Here is a 16,838-nt window from a genome sequence, read left to right as displayed (position 1 = left end):
CACCTCCAGTCCCGGCTTGTCCCGCTCTTACGCTTCGCCCGGCTTGGTCGTCATCAGGCGGTACAGTTTTGTATTTCTTGGAAACGAATTTTCAAACGGCACCAGATTTCCGGAACAGCGGATCAGACCATGGCCGGCACCCACATTGGTGATGTAGGATAACTGGTTGTCTGAAATATTCAGAAGTGCCGCCAGCTCATCCCGGTCGGTGGTAGCCTGATTCAAAAGGATCAGGAACTCACTGTTCGCCAGCATCAGGCGGGCGGTATCGGATTTCAGAAGTTCCTCAACGTTCTGGGTAAGTCCGGTTACAAATCCGGAATACTTACGGATACGCTTGTACAGGCGGTAGAAAAAGTCCGCACTGTATTCATAGCGGAACAGCAGATAAAACTCATCCGCAAAGATCCATGTCGTTTTTCCCTTCTTCCAGTTCTGGATCACACGGTTAAAAATCGAATCCAGTGTGACCAGCATGCCAAGAGGCATCAGCTGTTCGCCCAGCTCCCGGATGTCATAGTCGATGATACGGCTCTTCGTGTTGACATTGGTTTCTTGGGCAAAGGTGTTCAAACTGCCATTGATAAACAGTTCCGAAGACAGAGCCAGCCCTCTGGCTTCTTCCTCCGGCTGGAGCATGAGTTGTCGGTACAGGTCCTTTAAGGTCGGCACCTGCCCTTTGTAACCGCCCCTCATATAATCCCGGTACACATCTGCGGTGCAGCGGTCAAGGATGGATTTCTCCTTTGCCGAAAGGTTTCCGGCTCCTACGAGCTGCTCAAACAGGGAAAGGATAAATTCTGACTTCTCAATCAGAGGATTTCGGTCATTGCCATAGGCAGAATCCATATCCAGTGCATTCAGATGGGTATCCGAGGTTGCCGAGATCCGGATGACCTCTCCGTTTAAGGCTTCCACCAGAGAAGCAAACTCCGACTCCGGATCGAGGATGAGGATGTCATCTTCCGTGGAAAGGGCAAGGTCTACGATCTCCTCTTTTGCCGAGAAGCTCTTGCCGGAGCCGCTGACACCCAGTCGGAAAGAGTTGCCGTTTAACAGCTTCCTTCGGTCTGCCACCAGCATATTTTTGCTGACGGCATTCTGCCCATAATAGATGCCTCCCGGCTGCATGATTTCCTGCGTATGGAACGGGATCAGGACGGCGGTGGATTCTGTAGTAAGGGTACGCACTGCATCGATTTTCCGCAGGCCATACGGCAGGACGGTATTCAGTCCATCGACCTGTTGCCACTTCAAAGTTGCCATCTGGCAGAGGTGTTTTCTCGCAATGGAATACAGGGTTTCCGTATCGGAGTCCAGTTGTTTCTTGCTGTCTGCCATATGTACCATTGTCAGGATGCCGAACATCATCCTCTGATCCCTGGTGGTCAGATCGTCCAGCATTTCCTTGGTCTCTTTTCTCTGCAGCTCCATGTCATAGGGAACTACGGCTGAAAAGTTATTGTTGGCATTCTGGCGTCTCTGCCAGTTGGTGACGTTTGTCTCCACGCCCAGCAGTCGGTTCTGGATCTCACGCACCGCTTCGTCTGTCGGTACGGGGATGATATCAATGGACAGCATCAGGTTCCTGCCAAGGCTGCACAGTTCGGAGATCATCTCATCCTTTACATAGCTGGCGTAATCTTCCATAAAAAGGACTCTGCCGTACTGCTCGCCCAGCTTGAAATGGTCGTTATGGAATTCCATCGTGTCCGGGCAGATCCAGTCTTTGAAGCTGTGTCCTTTTTTCGCAAAGGCTTTCATGTCAAATGGAAAACTCTGTGGAACGTCTGCCTTGAAAAAGTCCCGGAAGATCTGTAGCCTCTGCTCTGCATCCAGCTCTTCCCCAATAGAGGACAGCTTGGCCAGATGGGTGATGATGTCCGTTCCCACACGTGCGAAATAGGTTCTGGCTTCATCAATGTTTTTCTTGTGGACGCTGATGGTCAGATAGCGTTCCTGGTAGATACTGTTGTTGGTACCGGAGATCTTGGAAAGGAGCATGTCATTGTACTCTTTCCGGTACTCGTCCAGACCGTCCCCTTTCATCGGGATCAGCAGGGACTGCTCAAACTCTTCCTTGTTGATCTTACGATTGTTCAGGGTGATCTTCGCCGTACAGCCAGAATCCAGTGCATTTAAAAGTTCAGAGTAGTCCAGGAACATTTCCGTCTTGTCCGCTTTACTGGCAATGGAATAGTTGATATCCGTAAACCGGAATGTCCTAGAATACTTGCTCTCCACCTGAAAAATACCATCTGGCCAGATCTTGCGAATCGGGATGGCCTGCTGGACAGACTTCGGTACTTTAAATTTTTCCTTGTCCTGTTTCAGTGTCTGACTCAGGGTTTTAATCAAAGGCATCACCCCTTCCTCTTCGCTTCTTTGGTTTCTTCTGTTTCGTCCGCTTCTTTTCCAGAAGTTCCGCTCCGTTTCCCATCATTTTCTCACCCAGCCGCAGGCTCTCTTCCATGCAGGAAAAGTACAGGTTCTCCGACTTAAATACCAGCCGCTTCGGGTACAGCAGTTCGGATTTAATGACTACCCATGCAAACTGTTCTGCCGTCATGCCGTGGTAACGAAAAAAGCCGCAGGCTGCAAAGGGAGCCGCCCCAAGGATGCACAGCCATCCGGTTACCTGTTCCCCGGCATATTTCCGGGTGACAAAATAGATTCCAAGGGCTGCCAGGATCGCCAGTACCGAAAATAAGCACTGCCGGAAGCTTAAGCCCCAGAACATTGACTCCTGATAGTCTCGGATTTCTTTATTCATTTTCACTTCCATGTTGTTTTCTACCTTTCTCTTTGTAATCTCTGTTTTTTCTTTTGTTTCTGTTTTGGTACATCCCTTTGCCGGATGCCATTTCTTTCCATAAATCTTTTTGTTCCTTCCGGATCAAGCTCTGCCAGTTTTTTCAGGTCGAATGCAACCCTCTGGAAGATGCAGTAACCGGAGGATGCGGTATCCGGCTGTATCGTTCCCAGCTTATGCTGCTTTATAAAACGAAGCTTTTCTTTGCTGAAATTGTGGTCGATATAGGCTTCATTGATACCGCCCAGCGGAGCAAAAGGCAGGTTTACCGTAAGGTCTGCAAAGCTTTCCGGGTATCCATCTTCCATATGGTAAAGCCCGATATAGAGATTGTCATCGCTCATGTAACTGTCTACCCTGAGAAATAATTCCTCCCGGCCATACTGCCAGTCGTAGCTCAGTGTCTTTGGTTCTTCCATTTTTTTCGCCTCCTATAATCCCATGATTTCTTTTACGATACGGTCGGATGCCTTGACTGCCCCGACCAGTACCAGCAGGTTAAATACCAGTTCCCCGACGTAATTCCAGACAATGGTCACGGCGGACAGGCTGGCGTCCCCGATGGCCGGCGGACTTGATGCAAACACCGAAAAGATGATGCAGGCCAGTGCGATGATGGCTCCTTCCAGACATACCCCGGCGTAGGAACGGATAAAGTTCTTTCCTACAGACTGGGTTGGCTCCCCGGCAAAGGTTGCCAATGGAATCGGTGCGATGGCTGTGTACATATACAGCTTAAACATTCTCCCGTATACAGTCAGAATCATGACAAATGACAATACCGTAATCAGCAGGCTTCCTAATAAAGTTACGATCCACAAAGGGATAGATTCCAGCATCCCCACCGCTTCGATCTTGTCCACGATCTCCGAGGGCAGCTCCGTTACAGTTCCACCCGCCATCCCGGAGTGGGACATGATATTTGTTACGATGCCCTGCACAATGGAAAAGATCGCAGTCAAAAGCTCCATGCCGGACATGACGGCTCCCTGTGCCAGTGCAAAACGGATAAAGGCTTTCACTACATGTTCCGGCTTTTTCATATCCGTGAAGCTCCCACAGGTTTTCACAAGCCCCGCCGCAAAGAACAGAACCAGCAGGCCGTACCCGATGGCTTTCAGTCCACCGTTGATGTTCGTCATCACGCTCCAGATCGCCCCGCCCTTGAAATTCTCCGGGCTTTGCGTCAGCAGTGTCCAGATCTCAGCCAGCTTGTCGCTCCAGGTCTGCAAGGCAGAATTTAGATTCTGTACGATCCAGTTATCACTCAAACAGTTTCACCTCCCATCCTCAAAAGTGAGCAGGGAGCCGGCATTTCGCATGGCTCCCCTTCTGGACTCTTCTACTATCCCATGATCAGGTCCAGGATCTCTTTTGCAAAGGTAATGATGATACCGCCTGCCAGTGTCAGAAATCCGTTTGCCCTCTGGCTTGGATCGTGGCTCTTTAAGGACAGACCGACCTGCACGATACCAAATCCCAGCAGGATCAGGCCAATGGCGCGGATCAGGGAAAAGATAAACGTGGACAGGTTATTGACGACTGCCAGCGGATCGCCTGCGGCATAAACGCAGGTCGCCCCAATGCAGATCGACAGTACCATGACTGCATACAGAGCAAACAGTTTCTTCTGCCCTCTCTTCATCTTCAGCGGTGCGGTCTCTTTCCTGATTTCTGTGTGTTTCTTATTTTTCAGTAAATTCATTGGCATTCCTCCCATCAAAAAAGCTCCCCGATGATGTCCTCATCCAGAAGCAGTTCGTAATCGTCATATCTTGTTTCGTCAAATGTAAAATCGTCATGCGCCAGCGGTGCTTTCGCATAATTGAACGGGCCGGCACCTCCGTCCTCGGTATACCGGATGTTGGGATGCTTCATCAGGTCATACTTGGCATCCAGTATGGGCCGCTCCCCGCGGATAAACAGAAGTGCATTCTGGTTATCCAGCATACGGACTTCATCCGGCTGTAACAGCTCCCTTCCGCTCTGCTGGAAGTTGGTGGAGTAGCTGCCGGATTTTCCTTTGGTCTGCCCGTAGGTGTTGGTGTCTATGGTTTCTTTCCCCAGTAATTCTGATACATATTTGTGTGTCTCTTTTTCATTGCCGCCCAGGTACAAAAACTCATCGCAGTTGCCCACCAGACTTTCCCAGGAGTCCTTGAACAGAGCCTTTAGCTGGCTCATGTTCTGGATGATGATGCTGCAGTAAATGGAACGGGAACGGCAGGTTGCCAGGATCTTCTCAAACTCATTTGGCAGGGATACGTTTGGAAACTCATCCATGATGCAGTTGACCGGAACCGGGAGGGCACCGCCATGCACACGGTCTGCCATGTAATAAAGCGTCTGGAAAAGCTGGCTGTAGATCATGCCTACCAGATAATTCAAAGAGGTGTCTGCATCCGGGATACAGCAGAAAAGGGCAACTTTTCTTTCTCCCATGTTGGAAAGATCCAGTTCATCAGTATTGGTCAGCTTGGCAATCTGCGGCAGATTGAAGGCTGCCAGCCGGACACCTACACTGATCAGGATGGACTTGGCGGTCTTTCCTGCCGCCTGCTTGTAAATGTGATACTGCTTGACGGCAATGCTGTCCGGGTCCCGCATCTCCAGACGGTCAAACAAAATGTCCAGAGGGGACTCGTAGTCCTCGTCCTCTTCTTTTACCTGTGCCGAGCCTAACATCTCCATGATCATGGCGAAGTTCTGTTCTTCCGGCGGAGCTTCGTGGAGCAGATACAGCATCAGTGCCTGAAGCAGTGCGGTTTCGCTCTTCTCCCAGAAGGGATCAGAGGACTGGGAACCTTTGGGTGTGGTGTTTTGTATCAGATTGGAAATAAGACGGAGCACGTCTTTGTCATCGTGGACATACTCGAATGGATTGTAGCAAAAAGATGTGTCGGGATTGATGAGGTCAAAGACACGCACCTCATATCCTTTCTTTTCCAGCAGACCGCCTGTCTTTCGGAGCAGCTCGGCTTTCGGATCGGTGATGACCATCGAACAGCAGCACTGCATGATGTTTGGCAGGGCAAAGCCTCTGGATTTTCCTGCACCGGAGCCTCCCACTACGAGAATGTTGAGACATCTGCGGTGCTTGTGGGTGTCAAGGCTAATGCGGAAGTTCTGTGTCAGCAGGATGTTCTGGGAGTACGGCTTCTGGCTATATTTCTTACAGATCTGCCGGGCATCGCCCCATCTGGCAGAGCCATGTTCTTCCCCTCTGCGGTAGTTCTTCTGACTGGAATAAAAAATGCCGATCCCAGCTGCGTAAAGTAACGTGCAGACCAGCATCGACTTGATGGTATATTCCGTATAATGAAACTGGAAGGGATGGTTCAGCTTTTCTGTGAGAACCTCCATCAGCTCGAAAAGATTCCTGCCCGGCTGGATGGCATCCGCAAGCAGGATTGCTACCCACCAGATGACAGGCAGTCCGGCAAGCCAGATCATCCAGTCTGACTTCCGGCTGTTTGTTACCGGGATGGCTGCTGTTTGGGCCTCTCTGCTCTTGGCAGGTCCGTAATGTGGAAGCTGTCCACTCCCGGAACGAGGGCAAGGCTGCTTCCATTCTCCCAGTTTACGTGGATCTGCCCCGCATCGTCTACCATATCCACCTTACCTTTTAAGCCGGGTGGCATGTGGCTCTCCCCCTCCATGCTGTTAAGCGTGACCTCGGTTCCCGGCGGATATCTTCTCCGCATGGCTTCTATTCTTTCTTGTGTCATATTTCTGTATATTTGTACCACATCCTTTCTTCATCTTCCCCTTCCACGGTATGGGCGGTATCTGGATTTCATGATCTTTAACAGGACGCTGTCGATCCCATCGGAATAGCGTCCGTTTTTCAGGTATGTGTCCCGGAGCTGGTTTAAGGCTTCCACGGATTTGCTGTGTTCGGCTTCTGTCAGGTAGAGCTTTCCCTCTTCCTGCTCTGCCAGCTTCAGAACCAGATCCCGTGTGGTATCCACCGGAAGCCCCTGTTCTTTTTCCTGCCGGAACACTTCCCGGAGTGCATGGATCAGCATGTGGTTCATGATCCGGTCCATCTTTACATATCGCATTCTTGTCATAGGCGAGCCTCCTTTTTTCCTCTTTTTTCTCAACCACAACATACCACACTTCCTCCCGGAAAGCTACTGCAAAAGAGCCGGAAAAGCCCCTTTTTATCAGCGTTCCGGAGACTTTTTACTCTTGGCAGGTTTCTCCGTTTTTTCCTCCGGGATGGCAAATTCATCGGTCATAAATTCCTGCTCGCTTTTGCCAAGGTTGCGGTCTACCTGCTTGCCAATGGAATAGGCTGCACTCTTTACATCCTGGATAAAGGAGCGGAGTTCTTTCGGATCTTTCTGTCCGAATGCCTGCATCTGGCATACCTTGTCAAAGGAAAAACCGGAGACATCCACGCCGTATTTCTGTGCTGTCACATACGCCGCACAATAGGCCTGTGCCGATACCCCTGCCCGGCTGTAGCTTCCATCGTGATGGTCAAGGGATGCACAGGCCAGCTCCCGGCTGATGGAATGGAACGTTGCATTTTCGCTCATGCCATTTCGGACATAGATCGTCCGCTTGTTCGGGATGTACTGTGCCTGTACCTTATCCGGCAGATTGTCTGCGATCTGAATCCGTACCTCGCTGTCGGTCAGCAGTGCTTCCATCATCTGGTCCATCGGCTTTGGCTCTGCCTCTTCCGGCTGCTTGGTACGGATCTGGCTGATGTCATAGGCTTTCTGGATGGAGTACCCCTGCTGGATGACACCGTCCTTTTCATATTCCTGTCCGACAATGAAGTTGTATCCCTTGCTTCCGGTCTTGACTACCTTGCCTTCTTCCTTCCATTTTTCAAAGGTCTTGACCTGCCGGATCTCCGGATTCTGTGCATAAAGCAGGAACAGGTTGTCTGTCCTCTGCGGCTTGCACTGTCCCATAAAATCAAGGAATCCTTTTAAGGAGTTCCCATTCTGGAAGACCTCCTGTGCCTTTCCATCGATCATACCCCAGATTTCTTCCCTCTCCTGCTTTTTCTGTGCGGCATATTCTTCTTTCGATAACCGCTGGGCGGACTGCTCCTGCGAGTCCTGCCCTAAAAATTTTGTCAGGTCCATCTCCTACCTCGCTTTCACCTTTCGTTTATTTCTTGCTTTCTTCTGCGTTTTCCTTGGTCCACGGTTCTTTTCCCGGCTCCGCTTCTGGGATTCCTCTGCTTTCTCCCGTTTGATGTTCTCCAGCTCCCGGCGGACACTGGGACGCTCCTGTTCCCTCTGCCCTGCATCAGTCCCTTTTTCCTGCCCGGTAGAAATATTTCTGCTGTGCAAGGAAGAGCCGGACAGATTCTCTTCCCCCTCTTCCTGCACCGGGATAAAATTTTCCGGTTCGGAAAACTCCTTTTCGGGATGATTCTGGTTCTTTTCCTCTTCAGAAAAGTCCATGTCACCGACCTGGAATGCTTCGTCCAGATCGCTGATTTCAAACTGCACCTCGCCCTCTGGCATCTGCACAGTTTCCTGTACTGCTTCGGTTTCCGGTGCTTCCATTCCGGCGGTTACCTCATGGACAGCTTCCCCGACTTCGCTCCTTACAAAATCAAGGTTCATCTTATCCATGACACGGTTGACTTTGGCTGCATCATCGGCAAAGACCATGACCTCGCTCATCTCCGGGTTCTTTTTATCCCGGATGATCACATAGAGCAGTCCTCGTTTCCTGCCCTCACTGCAGAATTCACGCAGGCGGTCAGATGGCACAGTGAAGAACTTCAATGGCTTGTTCTCCTTTAACATCCGCACCATTCTGGTCTTGCCCCTCGTTTTCTTCTGGTCTTTTAATACGGCGGCAACAAACACCGCCAGATGCTTTGCCAGCGTACCCGAAAGCCTGAGCCCGTGGTCCACGCCGTCCAGGGAATACCGGACGATCTGGTCCGCCGCATCGCCTCCATAATTCATGTTGTTCACCTGCTTTCTGTTCTTGGTTTTCTGTTTTTCTCCGTCTGTTCTTCTTCCTGTCTCTGGATCTGCTCTGCCAGACGCATCTTTTCTTCCATCTCCTGGGACTGCTGTTCGATCCGGATACAAATGCGGATATCCTTTCGAAGCGGCTTCAGTTCTTCGGTGATCTGACCGATCCTGACACTGTCCGGTTCGCTCCGGTAGAGCCGCTTCCGCTCTTTCGTGAGTGCCTGTACCCTCTCTTCCAACGATGTGCGGTAGGCGAGTAGCTCTTCACGGGTAGTGATCTGATGCTTCTGTAGAAATTCCATCTGCTCGATCCTGGCATCCAGTTTTCGGATGTCTGCCCGGAGCACCGGGGAGATCCTTTTCGGCTTCTGCTTTAGGGCACCCATCTGGTACAGATAGGAATAGTACAGGGCCTGTATCCCTTTTAACTTCTTTTTCGGGGATCTGGAATCTCCTTCTTTTCCAGCAGGTATCCTGCTCTTGGGCTGCAAGATCCACTGCCGGATGCTCTCTTCCGAGTAATGCTTCCCAAGGCTCCGCAGACGGATATACCGTTCCATCCCCGGTGCTTTTAATGCAATGTACTTCCGGTTCAGCTTCCACTGGTATCCCCTCTGCTTCATCTGTTCCAGAAACTGTTTCCATGTGAAGCTCTCTGCCACAGCATCCCGGATGTCCAGACGGATCGAGGTTCTCCAGGTCGGCTTTCCGTCCTGTTCTGCCATCCACTGTGCATAGGATTTCCCTTTGCCGTTTTTCGGTTCGATGACAGATAAGCCGTATTTCAGGCATAAGGCATCCGAAGCTTTCCGCACATCCTCATAGTAACTCCTGCTGTTGCTGTGGTACTTTTTCCCATCTTCCATGCTCACGGAATTAAACACGATGTGGTTGTGGTAATGCTCCGTATTCAGATGGGTGGTGATGACTGCTTCGTATTTTCCCTGAAGGAGCCTTTCTGCCATTTCCATGCCGATCTGGTGAGCAAGCTCCGGGGTGACTTCCCCTTTGACAAAGCTCTGCACCAGATGGTACCCCTGTACTCCGTCCATCTTGTGGTATCGTTTCTTCGTAGCTACCATATCTTGATAGGCAGTCTCACAGACGCAGCCGATGGCATCCTCAAAAACGGAACGCTCCGTCTTGTCCCGATTCATGGCGTAATCGATGGCTTCTTCCAGAGAGCCGGCACTCTGCCCTTTCTTGATGGTCTTATCCTTGTTTCGGATGTACGTGATGGAATTGTCCAGACGGCTGACCGGGATGATACTGGTGTATGCCATCGGCTACTATTCCTCTTTGACCAGCCTCCATGTCTCTTTCGTCATGCGGAGCATTTCCCGGATACTCTCTTCCCCGGCCATCCCACAGCCGTTGGCTACATGGGCAAGCTGATTGGCGTTGTTGCACAGACCGGATATTTTCCGCAAAAGCTCCGTATGATGCTCACAGGGTCTTGCCCGGACTTCGCCGCCCATGACAATGGAACGGATGTATTCCTCACGGGACAGGCCGCTTTTTTCTACCTGCTCTTCCAGAAAACGCAGCTCCTTTGTATTGAGGCGGACTGGTATCACATGGTTTCTTTTTCTCATCTCTTCACCTGCTTTCCAACGGGTTATTGATCGTTTCCTTACATTTCACGGTTTTTCCAGATCAGGAATCCTGTCAGCACGCCAATGGCTACGGCTGCAGCAATGATCTTTTTCTTCATATAGGCCTCACCCCCTTTCCGATACCTGGCACAGTTCCATCGGGGCGAACATGATCCCTCTCTTTTCCATCTCTTTTGCGAATTCCAGGAGGTTCCATTTTTTCCCATCAATCATAGCAGAATCGGCATCCAGATAGTGGCAGGTGGATACGTTCCGCTCTCCATTTGGGGCATTCTGCACAAGGCTTTCCCCGTCTGCCAGACGGAACAGTTCCTCTCCCTGGCTGTTTACAAAACAGATGCACACGCCGTGGTCAATGATCTCCTTTGGTTTCATCCTGCACCGCTCCAGTGCCTCATCCTCACGCTTTCCAGCTATGAAAAGACACATTGCAAAAACGCCCATTACTCCTCCGGTCATTGTGCCAAGTATAAATCCCAACATTTTTTCGTTCTCCTTTCGTCTGTTTACGGCTCGGTATGGGGGATTGGGGTTCTCCCCAAAGTGCGTTTGGATATCCAAACGCTATGCTTGCAAAACCAGTCGCATTTTGCTTCGTCCCCTCTGAACCTGTCGTTTTTCGGAATTATTCGTTTTCTTTAATTTTGCTTAACCCATCCAGCGTGGTACAGATGATATGGAGTCTGTCAGCCATGCTGATCTCCGTGTTCATCGTCCCGGTGGTCTCTTTTCCGCAGACGACCACCATCCTGCACCGCCTTAAGATCTGGTGGGACATTCTCCGCATGGCCTGCATATCTTCTGCATCCCCATCATCAAGGAATGGGGAAAAGCTGTACTGCGGGCAGATCGGCACATATCCCAGTTCGTAGATCTTCCGACAGTACCGCTGTACTTTGGCCTTTCCCTCTTCTGCAGAACAGCAGACATAAGCAAGTGCCTGTTCCAATACGACCATCTCCTTTCCTGACCGGACAGGTTTCCTCTGCCCGGCATGATCTAAAAAAACACCCACAAAACATTCCGGCTCTGTGGATGTCTTGTGGACATCTGGATTCTTTTCTTTCTTTTTTCAGATGTCTGGCAGACATCCGGTTACTGCGATTCTTCGTTTTCCGCTTCTTCCAATGTTTCCAGTGCGATGCGGACGCGGTCGCTTCCCAGCTTATAATACGCATCCGTCACTTCAATGCCGACCGCCTGATAGCCCGACTCTGCCGCCGCAAGGATGGTAGTACCAGCTCCGGCAAACGGATCTAAGATCAGACCGCCCGGCTCGCAAATCTGGATGACATCTTTCATCAGCTGGAGAGGCTTCTCTGTCACATGGATGCGGTTCTGGGGATTCCCATAACGGAACACACCCGGAAGGCAGGACACCGGGCGGTTGATCGGCATCGGGCCGTTGCTCCCCCATACAATATACTCTGCCTGCTGGCGGAACCTGCCTTTCTGCGGACGGGAGTTTCCCTTATCCCAGACTGCGGTTCCTCTCCAGATCCAGCCTGCCCACTGAAGGGCATCGGTGATGGACGGGTACTGTCTCCAGTCAATAAAGAGGCAGATCGGAGCCCCTCTCTTGCAGGCTTTCCGCACATCATACAGCCATTCTGCCATCCAGTGGGTCCAGGAACGCTGGTCTTTATTATCCCCATCAAAATCCGGCAGGGCATTTTCTGCTTTCATGCTGCTGTATTTCTGGTTGGTAGTGCGGTTGCGTTCGTTCTGCTTGGTTCCCCCGGACGCATAGGGCGGATCGGTTATAACTGCATCAAAGATCCCCGGCTGGAATCCTTTGACCAGTTTTAAGGTATCTCCATGCAGGATACGCCAGTTCTCCCCTCCGGCAGACTCATCCGGCACACAGTCCGGTTTTAAAAGATCTTCAAGTTTCAGGGTATTTCCCATAGGCATCATCCTTTCGGTCGCTTATTTTCCAGATTTCTCTGGAAGTGCTTTTCTTTATGGAACTGCTCATCGGCAGGTATCCTCTTTTTTCGGTGTTTCTTTTCTCTGTGTTCTGGGCTGTTCACGGTGATCCGACAGTTCGGTTTCCACATATTCGCTGATGATTCCCAGTGCTTCATAATAATTGCCACTCTTGTGGACACGGTCTGCCATCTCGTTGGCCTGTTCGGACATCCCGGCACATCTGAGCAATCTTGAGGCATCGCCAAGGATTGAGAAAATATTTCCGTCATGCCCTAAGAGTTTCAGCTTCGGATGGGACGGCTTTTGTTCCGGCTGCTTTTCCTGCACACCGTTTTCCGGTGCTTTCATCTGAATCAGAAAATCCGAGCCGGCACCAACATAAAAATGCAGATACAATTCGCCGCCGTCTACTTTTATCTCCCGTTGTTCCAGACTTTCTCCCCAGCCATCGCTGTACTGGCCTCTCAGATACTGCCCCACCACACGGTATTCCTCTGGGGTCAGATTCTCCCGGATTGTCAGGTTTGCACAGCCATATAAAACACCCTCCTGTTCTTTTACCGCCATTGTAATGCGTTCCACTTTTTCCTTAATGTCCTTGTTTCGGTCAAAATAATCGATCAGGTTGCATGGCTGGTTGTCAGGCATACCGAGCCGGTTGATCTCGTCAACCTTTTCTGCTATGGATGTCTGATACTGCACCAGGTCAGGTCCTTCCAATGGCTCCGCATCATCCAGATTCACAATGTCTGAATAGTCCGGAATAAACTCTGCCATCAGAGGTGACAGCATTTCCACTTCTATTTTATCTTTCAAGGCATCACCTCGCTTCTCTGTTCTGCCGTTTCTCTGGTGTACGGGCAGCCATCTTTGCCATGTCTGCCCAGTCTGCCCCTTCGATCTCCGGCAGGTTCTCGATGATCTGATAGTTTCCCTCGTAGGCTTTTCGGATATGTTCACACGCCCACCGTCCGGCAAAGTCATTGTCGGTACACACTTCGATCTCGGTGATCTCCGGGTGCTGGGACAGAAAATGTTCCAATGCCTGCGGCTTTTTCATGCTCCGCTGGCTCTGCCCTTCTTTTGGTGCGCTGATCCCGCCAAGCTCCAGACGGTACTTATCCTGGCTTCCCTGTCTCTGTTCCAATGTCATGTGGGCAAGCACATCCACACAGGCTTCATAAACAGCAACCCGTCTGCATCCCGGTTTCGCCGGAACACAAAAAGCGTATGCCTTTTCACTTCCGGCCTGTTCCATCTTAAAAGACTTTCCGCTGGCATCGTAAATCCCACGCAGGAAAGCATATCTTGCCACCTGGTTTTCATCCCGGCCTATAAACACGGCATTGTGGTAGGGCAGACTCTCATATAAGATTCCCAAATGAACACACCGCTGTAAGACCTCGCCACTGATGCCCCGCTCTTTCAGATAGCGGAACACCCTGCGGCAGTCCGGGCTGGCCGTAGGCAGGACAAATGGCTTCTTTGGCTTTGCTTCCACTGGAGGAGGGATATAGGTGGGATACTCATCTTTCAGCATTTGCACTGCCTCCAGAAAAGAACACCCGTCTACATGAATCAGGAAATTTAAAGCACTGGTGCCCCCGATATCTCTGGATTTCCAGTGCCACTGGCTGGTGAGCTCGTTGATTTTAAAGCTGTCGTGGTCTGTCAGCTCCCATTCATTTCTGGCTGAAGATTTTTTCAGGCGGTTCGGCTGGTATTTCTTCAGGTACTCAATGGCGGTGATCTCCCTTGCCCGTTTGATCTCTTCTTCCGGAATCCACGGCATTACATCACGGTATCCCGGAGCTGCTCTGCCTTATCCGTTTTCTCCCACGGGAATTCCTTTCTTCCAAAATGCCCGAACACCGCACTCTGTCGGTAGATCGGCCGCTTCAGGTGCAGGGTGTCACAGATCTGGCTTGGGGTAAGCCCGAACACCAGAGGGATCGCTGCGGCGAGGCAGTCATCCGCACAGATCTTTCCCGTTCCAAAGGTATCCACCTGCACCATGACTGGCTGGGCAACCCCGATGGCATAGGCAAGGGACACCTGGCATCGGCTGGCAAGTCCGGCAGCTACCATGTTTTTGGCGATGTAACGGGCCATGTATGCCCCGGAACGGTCAACTTTGGAACAATCCTTCCCGGAGAATGCACCGCCGCCATGCGGTACCAAGCTGCCGTAGGTATCCACCATTAGTTTCCTTCCGGTCAGTCCGGTGTCTGCATCCAGACCTCCGCACACAAATCTGCCCGATGGGTTAATCAGGATCTTGGTATCCTCATCCGGTGGCAGCATACGGAGTGCCGGACGTAACACTTTCTCCCGGATCTCATGCTCCAGCTTCCGAAGAGATTTTTCCTTTTCATGCTGACAGGACACAACGACCGTATCCAGACGGACAGGTCTGTCATCTTCGTATTCCACGATCACCTGTGCCTTTCCGTCTGGCAGGATTCCCATGATATAACCGCTTCTGCGGCTTGCAGACAGTTCCCTCACAATGCGGTTCGCCAGAACCACTGGCATCGGCATGAGCTGCGGTGTCTCATCGCAGGCGTATCCCACCATGATGCCCTGATCCCCGGCTCCGCTGGCAAGTCCGCTCTGAACAGAAACAGTCCCTGCCCTTCGTTCTCTGGATCGCTCCACCGCCCCGGCAATGTCGGGACTCTGCTTGTGAATGAGGGCATCCATGTGGATTCCTTCCGCTTCATAGCCTGCACTTTCCAGCACTTTTCTGACGATTTCAAACACCTGTGGCTCATATCGACTGGTGATCTCTCCTGCCACAATGATGTTCCCTTTGGTCGCCAGCACCTCGCAGGCCACCCTGGAATTTTCGTCCTCTTTCAGACACGCATCCAGAATACTGTCTGCGATCAGGTCGCAGAGCTTATCCGGATGTCCTTCCGTTACGGATTCTGCTGTATAAAATCGTTTCATAATCGTTACCATCCTTTCTAACGAGTCAAAGCTCGTTATCACATAAGTAAATAGATCCAGCAGAAAGCACTCCTTTTGGAACACTTCCTGCCGGATCTTGGTTGTGAGCTGTCTCACATTCTGCACTTTTCGGGGGCTTTCAGACACTTTTCGCTGAAATACTCCCAATACATAACCTCACATAATCTCTCTGTTTTGAACACATCCCTGCCCGTGCGGTCATTATTTGTCTCATTTTCTGCACTTTTCGGGTACTTACGAACACTTCTGACTCCACACTGCCCCGGAAACCGGCACGGCAAGGACGATGTTCCTGGCACCGCTCCATTCATACGAACACGATATGAGCGTTAAGACCTTATCACATATACCCTTCAGGTAATCATCCCCCGTTTCGAACACTTCCCTCCGCTTGGCGGCTTTTAAGTATTCCTGCACGGCCTCCGCATCAGGGAGTTGCTGCTGGAACGGGAACAGATCCCGGTCTGCTTTCTGCACTGTGACGATTTGGTATTCCTGAATGCTATCCTCTGTCTGAAGATAAGCAAAGGGATGCTCCTGATAATATGTTTCATCTGTATATAAGTCCAGATTTCCGAACATCGCCCCACTGTTCATGTTGTGACCGTAAATGATAAGGTTCCGACTTTCAGACACTTTGCAGTCTGCCTGTAAAAACAGGCTTCCGTTGATGTCATATTCCTTTTTGTAATTCCGTTTCAGGTAAAACTCCCCATTCTCCTGTTCGGACTGAAGCACTGGGTAATCAATCCCGGTGTCCGGTATTGTCAGCCATCCCTGCACATCCAGATATTGTTCCCGAAGAGAAACAAGGTCTACCGCAGCCACCGGGCATTTTCTTCCAGCTGGTTGGTCTTTCTTTTCAGAGCCTGAGGCTCCCGGAGCTTCCGGCTCCGGGAAATTCCCTTTCAGCTCTGCCACCAGCTTTTTGTTCTCCATTGGAAGATATACCATGTGGTAAATCAGAAACCCGGCACTTGTCAGCGTCACTGCAAGGCAGATGATCTTGAAAAACCTCTGTAAGATTCCTGTCTTTGGTTTTTTCTTCATCGTTCCTGTCCGGCTTTTCTCTGCTTCTTTGGCTGACTCTTCTGCGTCTTTCCCGGCACAGGCGGTTTCCTTGCTGCTTTCAGGATCGGCTCTGTCGGGATTTGGTTCTGTCTGCAGCCCTTTAAGATCCCAGTCAGGTACGACCGTCCGGGCGGATTAAAGTTCTGCATGTAATCTTTTGTCATGATATAGACAATGGCTTTGATCTCTCTTCCGCCTTTATTCTTGACGGTGATTTCCTGTTTGTCGTAAAAATCAGGATAGCCTTCATAAAGATCCAGGCTCTTTTCGCAGTCCCCGGTCAGTGACCAGAGGACGCCGTCCACATGGCTTCCCTCTTCCGGGAAGATGGTGGCAAGACCGCTTCCTGCGGCTGCAAAGGTCAGCCGATACCCCTCCAGGCGGACGGTTTCTACCACCTCCGCCTTTGGGCACCGATATGCCATCTGGTCCAGATCCATGTTGCTTCCATACGCAAAATATAATTGTTTCAGC

20 protein-coding genes are annotated in these 16,838 nt (G+C 50.9%); all 20 read right to left on the bottom strand.

Annotated features, from left to right (window positions below; translation table 11 throughout):
• Positions 1-27: 27 nt before the first annotated feature.
• Entirely contained in the window at positions 28-2,364 is a 2,337-nt protein-coding gene (locus KGF34_RS02525) for a VirB4-like conjugal transfer ATPase, CD1110 family (RefSeq protein ID WP_008400035.1), read from the bottom strand.
• Positions 2,351-2,785, bottom strand: coding sequence for a PrgI family protein (locus tag KGF34_RS02520; RefSeq protein WP_015535752.1), 435 nt, complete (start codon positions 2,783-2,785; stop codon positions 2,351-2,353). Before KGF34_RS02520 ends, KGF34_RS02525 begins: the two co-directional genes overlap by 14 nt.
• An 8-nt stretch (positions 2,786-2,793) precedes the next feature.
• Complete coding sequence (locus tag KGF34_RS02515) at positions 2,794-3,231, bottom strand: DUF4313 domain-containing protein (protein ID WP_015513380.1); 438 nt, start codon at positions 3,229-3,231, stop codon at positions 2,794-2,796.
• 12 nt (positions 3,232-3,243) lie between these two features.
• On the bottom strand, positions 3,244-4,083 hold the full coding sequence (locus tag KGF34_RS02510) for a hypothetical protein (protein WP_252559705.1): 840 nt from the start codon (positions 4,081-4,083) through the stop codon (positions 3,244-3,246).
• A 74-nt stretch (positions 4,084-4,157) separates the two neighbouring features.
• The gene (locus KGF34_RS02505) at positions 4,158-4,532 is read right to left on the bottom strand and encodes a glutamyl-tRNA amidotransferase (RefSeq protein WP_252559704.1); all 375 of its coding nucleotides are present in this window, start codon (positions 4,530-4,532) and stop codon (positions 4,158-4,160) included.
• Entirely contained in the window at positions 4,532-6,265 is a 1,734-nt protein-coding gene (locus KGF34_RS02500) for a VirD4-like conjugal transfer protein, CD1115 family (protein WP_055159567.1), read from the bottom strand. Before KGF34_RS02500 ends, KGF34_RS02505 begins: the two co-directional genes overlap by 1 nt.
• A 23-nt stretch (positions 6,266-6,288) precedes the next feature.
• Entirely contained in the window at positions 6,289-6,540 is a 252-nt protein-coding gene (locus KGF34_RS02495; RefSeq protein ID WP_015513377.1) for a DUF4314 domain-containing protein, read from the bottom strand.
• 30 nt (positions 6,541-6,570) lie between these two features.
• Entirely contained in the window at positions 6,571-6,885 is a 315-nt protein-coding gene (locus KGF34_RS02490; protein WP_015513376.1) for a hypothetical protein, read from the bottom strand.
• 96 nt (positions 6,886-6,981) lie between these two features.
• A complete protein-coding gene (locus KGF34_RS02485) occupies positions 6,982-7,920 on the bottom strand; it encodes an ArdC-like ssDNA-binding domain-containing protein (protein ID WP_015513375.1) in 939 nt (312 codons plus the stop codon).
• Positions 7,921-7,923: 3 nt separating this feature from the next.
• Positions 7,924-8,760: a PcfB family protein gene (locus tag KGF34_RS02480; RefSeq protein ID WP_117638845.1), complete on the bottom strand. Its 837-nt coding sequence runs from the start codon at positions 8,758-8,760 to the stop codon at positions 7,924-7,926.
• A gap of 5 nt (positions 8,761-8,765) precedes the next feature.
• On the bottom strand, positions 8,766-10,055 hold the full coding sequence (locus KGF34_RS02475; protein ID WP_252559703.1) for a relaxase/mobilization nuclease domain-containing protein: 1,290 nt from the start codon (positions 10,053-10,055) through the stop codon (positions 8,766-8,768).
• A 6-nt stretch (positions 10,056-10,061) separates the two neighbouring features.
• A complete protein-coding gene (mobC, locus tag KGF34_RS02470) occupies positions 10,062-10,367 on the bottom strand; it encodes a plasmid mobilization relaxosome protein MobC (RefSeq protein WP_252559702.1) in 306 nt (101 codons plus the stop codon).
• A gap of 126 nt (positions 10,368-10,493) precedes the next feature.
• Positions 10,494-10,871, bottom strand: a complete 378-nt coding sequence (locus tag KGF34_RS02465) for a DUF3789 domain-containing protein (protein ID WP_025577043.1) — start codon at positions 10,869-10,871, stop codon at positions 10,494-10,496.
• Positions 10,872-11,013: 142 nt separating this feature from the next.
• Entirely contained in the window at positions 11,014-11,346 is a 333-nt protein-coding gene (locus KGF34_RS02460; protein ID WP_330597499.1) for a hypothetical protein, read from the bottom strand.
• 137 nt (positions 11,347-11,483) lie between these two features.
• The gene (locus tag KGF34_RS02455; protein WP_173706283.1) at positions 11,484-12,305 is read right to left on the bottom strand and encodes a site-specific DNA-methyltransferase; all 822 of its coding nucleotides are present in this window, start codon (positions 12,303-12,305) and stop codon (positions 11,484-11,486) included.
• A 57-nt stretch (positions 12,306-12,362) separates the two neighbouring features.
• Positions 12,363-13,136 carry a hypothetical protein gene (locus KGF34_RS02450; protein WP_252559701.1) on the bottom strand — a complete coding sequence of 258 codons (774 nt, stop codon included), beginning with the start codon at positions 13,134-13,136 and terminating at the stop codon, positions 12,363-12,365.
• A gap of 4 nt (positions 13,137-13,140) precedes the next feature.
• Positions 13,141-14,112: a DUF3991 domain-containing protein gene (locus KGF34_RS02445; RefSeq protein WP_252559700.1), complete on the bottom strand. Its 972-nt coding sequence runs from the start codon at positions 14,110-14,112 to the stop codon at positions 13,141-13,143.
• Positions 14,112-15,272: a methionine adenosyltransferase gene (gene metK, locus KGF34_RS02440; protein ID WP_252559699.1), complete on the bottom strand. Its 1,161-nt coding sequence runs from the start codon at positions 15,270-15,272 to the stop codon at positions 14,112-14,114. Before metK ends, KGF34_RS02445 begins: the two co-directional genes overlap by 1 nt.
• A gap of 255 nt (positions 15,273-15,527) precedes the next feature.
• Complete coding sequence (locus tag KGF34_RS02435; protein WP_252559698.1) at positions 15,528-16,343, bottom strand: class B sortase; 816 nt, start codon at positions 16,341-16,343, stop codon at positions 15,528-15,530.
• A complete protein-coding gene (locus tag KGF34_RS02430) occupies positions 16,340-16,837 on the bottom strand; it encodes a gamma-glutamylcyclotransferase family protein (RefSeq protein WP_279369976.1) in 498 nt (165 codons plus the stop codon). The genes KGF34_RS02435 and KGF34_RS02430 overlap by 4 nt, the downstream gene beginning before the upstream one ends.
• Between the last annotated feature and the right edge of the window lies 1 nt (position 16,838).

The organism is Ruminococcus sp. FMBCY1 (assembly GCF_023921805.1).
Lineage (GTDB): Bacteria > Bacillota > Clostridia > Oscillospirales > Acutalibacteraceae > Ruminococcoides > Ruminococcoides intestinale_A.
This window is presented reverse-complemented; position numbering and strand designations above follow the sequence as displayed.

Excerpts from the sequence above, each read along its gene's own strand:
- KGF34_RS02435 (WP_252559698.1), bottom strand. The coding sequence starts at position 16,343 with ATGAAGAAAAAACCAAAGACAGGAATCTTACAGAGGTTTTTCAAGATC.
- KGF34_RS02495 (WP_015513377.1), bottom strand. The coding sequence starts at position 6,540 with ATGACACAAGAAAGAATAGAAGCCATGCGGAGAAGATATCCGCCGGGA.
- KGF34_RS02475 (WP_252559703.1), bottom strand. The coding sequence starts at position 10,055 with ATGGCATACACCAGTATCATCCCGGTCAGCCGTCTGGACAATTCCATC.
- KGF34_RS02445 (WP_252559700.1), bottom strand. The coding sequence starts at position 14,112 with ATGCCGTGGATTCCGGAAGAAGAGATCAAACGGGCAAGGGAGATCACC.
- metK (WP_252559699.1), bottom strand. The coding sequence starts at position 15,272 with ATGAAACGATTTTATACAGCAGAATCCGTAACGGAAGGACATCCGGAT.
- KGF34_RS02500 (WP_055159567.1), bottom strand. The coding sequence starts at position 6,265 with ATGATCTGGCTTGCCGGACTGCCTGTCATCTGGTGGGTAGCAATCCTG.
- KGF34_RS02515 (WP_015513380.1), bottom strand. The coding sequence starts at position 3,231 with ATGGAAGAACCAAAGACACTGAGCTACGACTGGCAGTATGGCCGGGAG.
- KGF34_RS02505 (WP_252559704.1), bottom strand. The coding sequence starts at position 4,532 with ATGGGAGGAATGCCAATGAATTTACTGAAAAATAAGAAACACACAGAA.
- KGF34_RS02485 (WP_015513375.1), bottom strand. The coding sequence starts at position 7,920 with ATGGACCTGACAAAATTTTTAGGGCAGGACTCGCAGGAGCAGTCCGCC.
- KGF34_RS02460 (WP_330597499.1), bottom strand. The coding sequence starts at position 11,346 with ATGGTCGTATTGGAACAGGCACTTGCTTATGTCTGCTGTTCTGCAGAA.
- KGF34_RS02520 (WP_015535752.1), bottom strand. The coding sequence starts at position 2,785 with ATGGAAGTGAAAATGAATAAAGAAATCCGAGACTATCAGGAGTCAATG.
- KGF34_RS02480 (WP_117638845.1), bottom strand. The coding sequence starts at position 8,760 with ATGAATTATGGAGGCGATGCGGCGGACCAGATCGTCCGGTATTCCCTG.
- KGF34_RS02525 (WP_008400035.1), bottom strand. The coding sequence starts at position 2,364 with ATGCCTTTGATTAAAACCCTGAGTCAGACACTGAAACAGGACAAGGAA.
- mobC (WP_252559702.1), bottom strand. The coding sequence starts at position 10,367 with ATGAGAAAAAGAAACCATGTGATACCAGTCCGCCTCAATACAAAGGAG.
- KGF34_RS02455 (WP_173706283.1), bottom strand. The coding sequence starts at position 12,305 with ATGATGCCTATGGGAAATACCCTGAAACTTGAAGATCTTTTAAAACCG.
- KGF34_RS02490 (WP_015513376.1), bottom strand. The coding sequence starts at position 6,885 with ATGACAAGAATGCGATATGTAAAGATGGACCGGATCATGAACCACATG.
- KGF34_RS02465 (WP_025577043.1), bottom strand. The coding sequence starts at position 10,871 with ATGTTGGGATTTATACTTGGCACAATGACCGGAGGAGTAATGGGCGTT.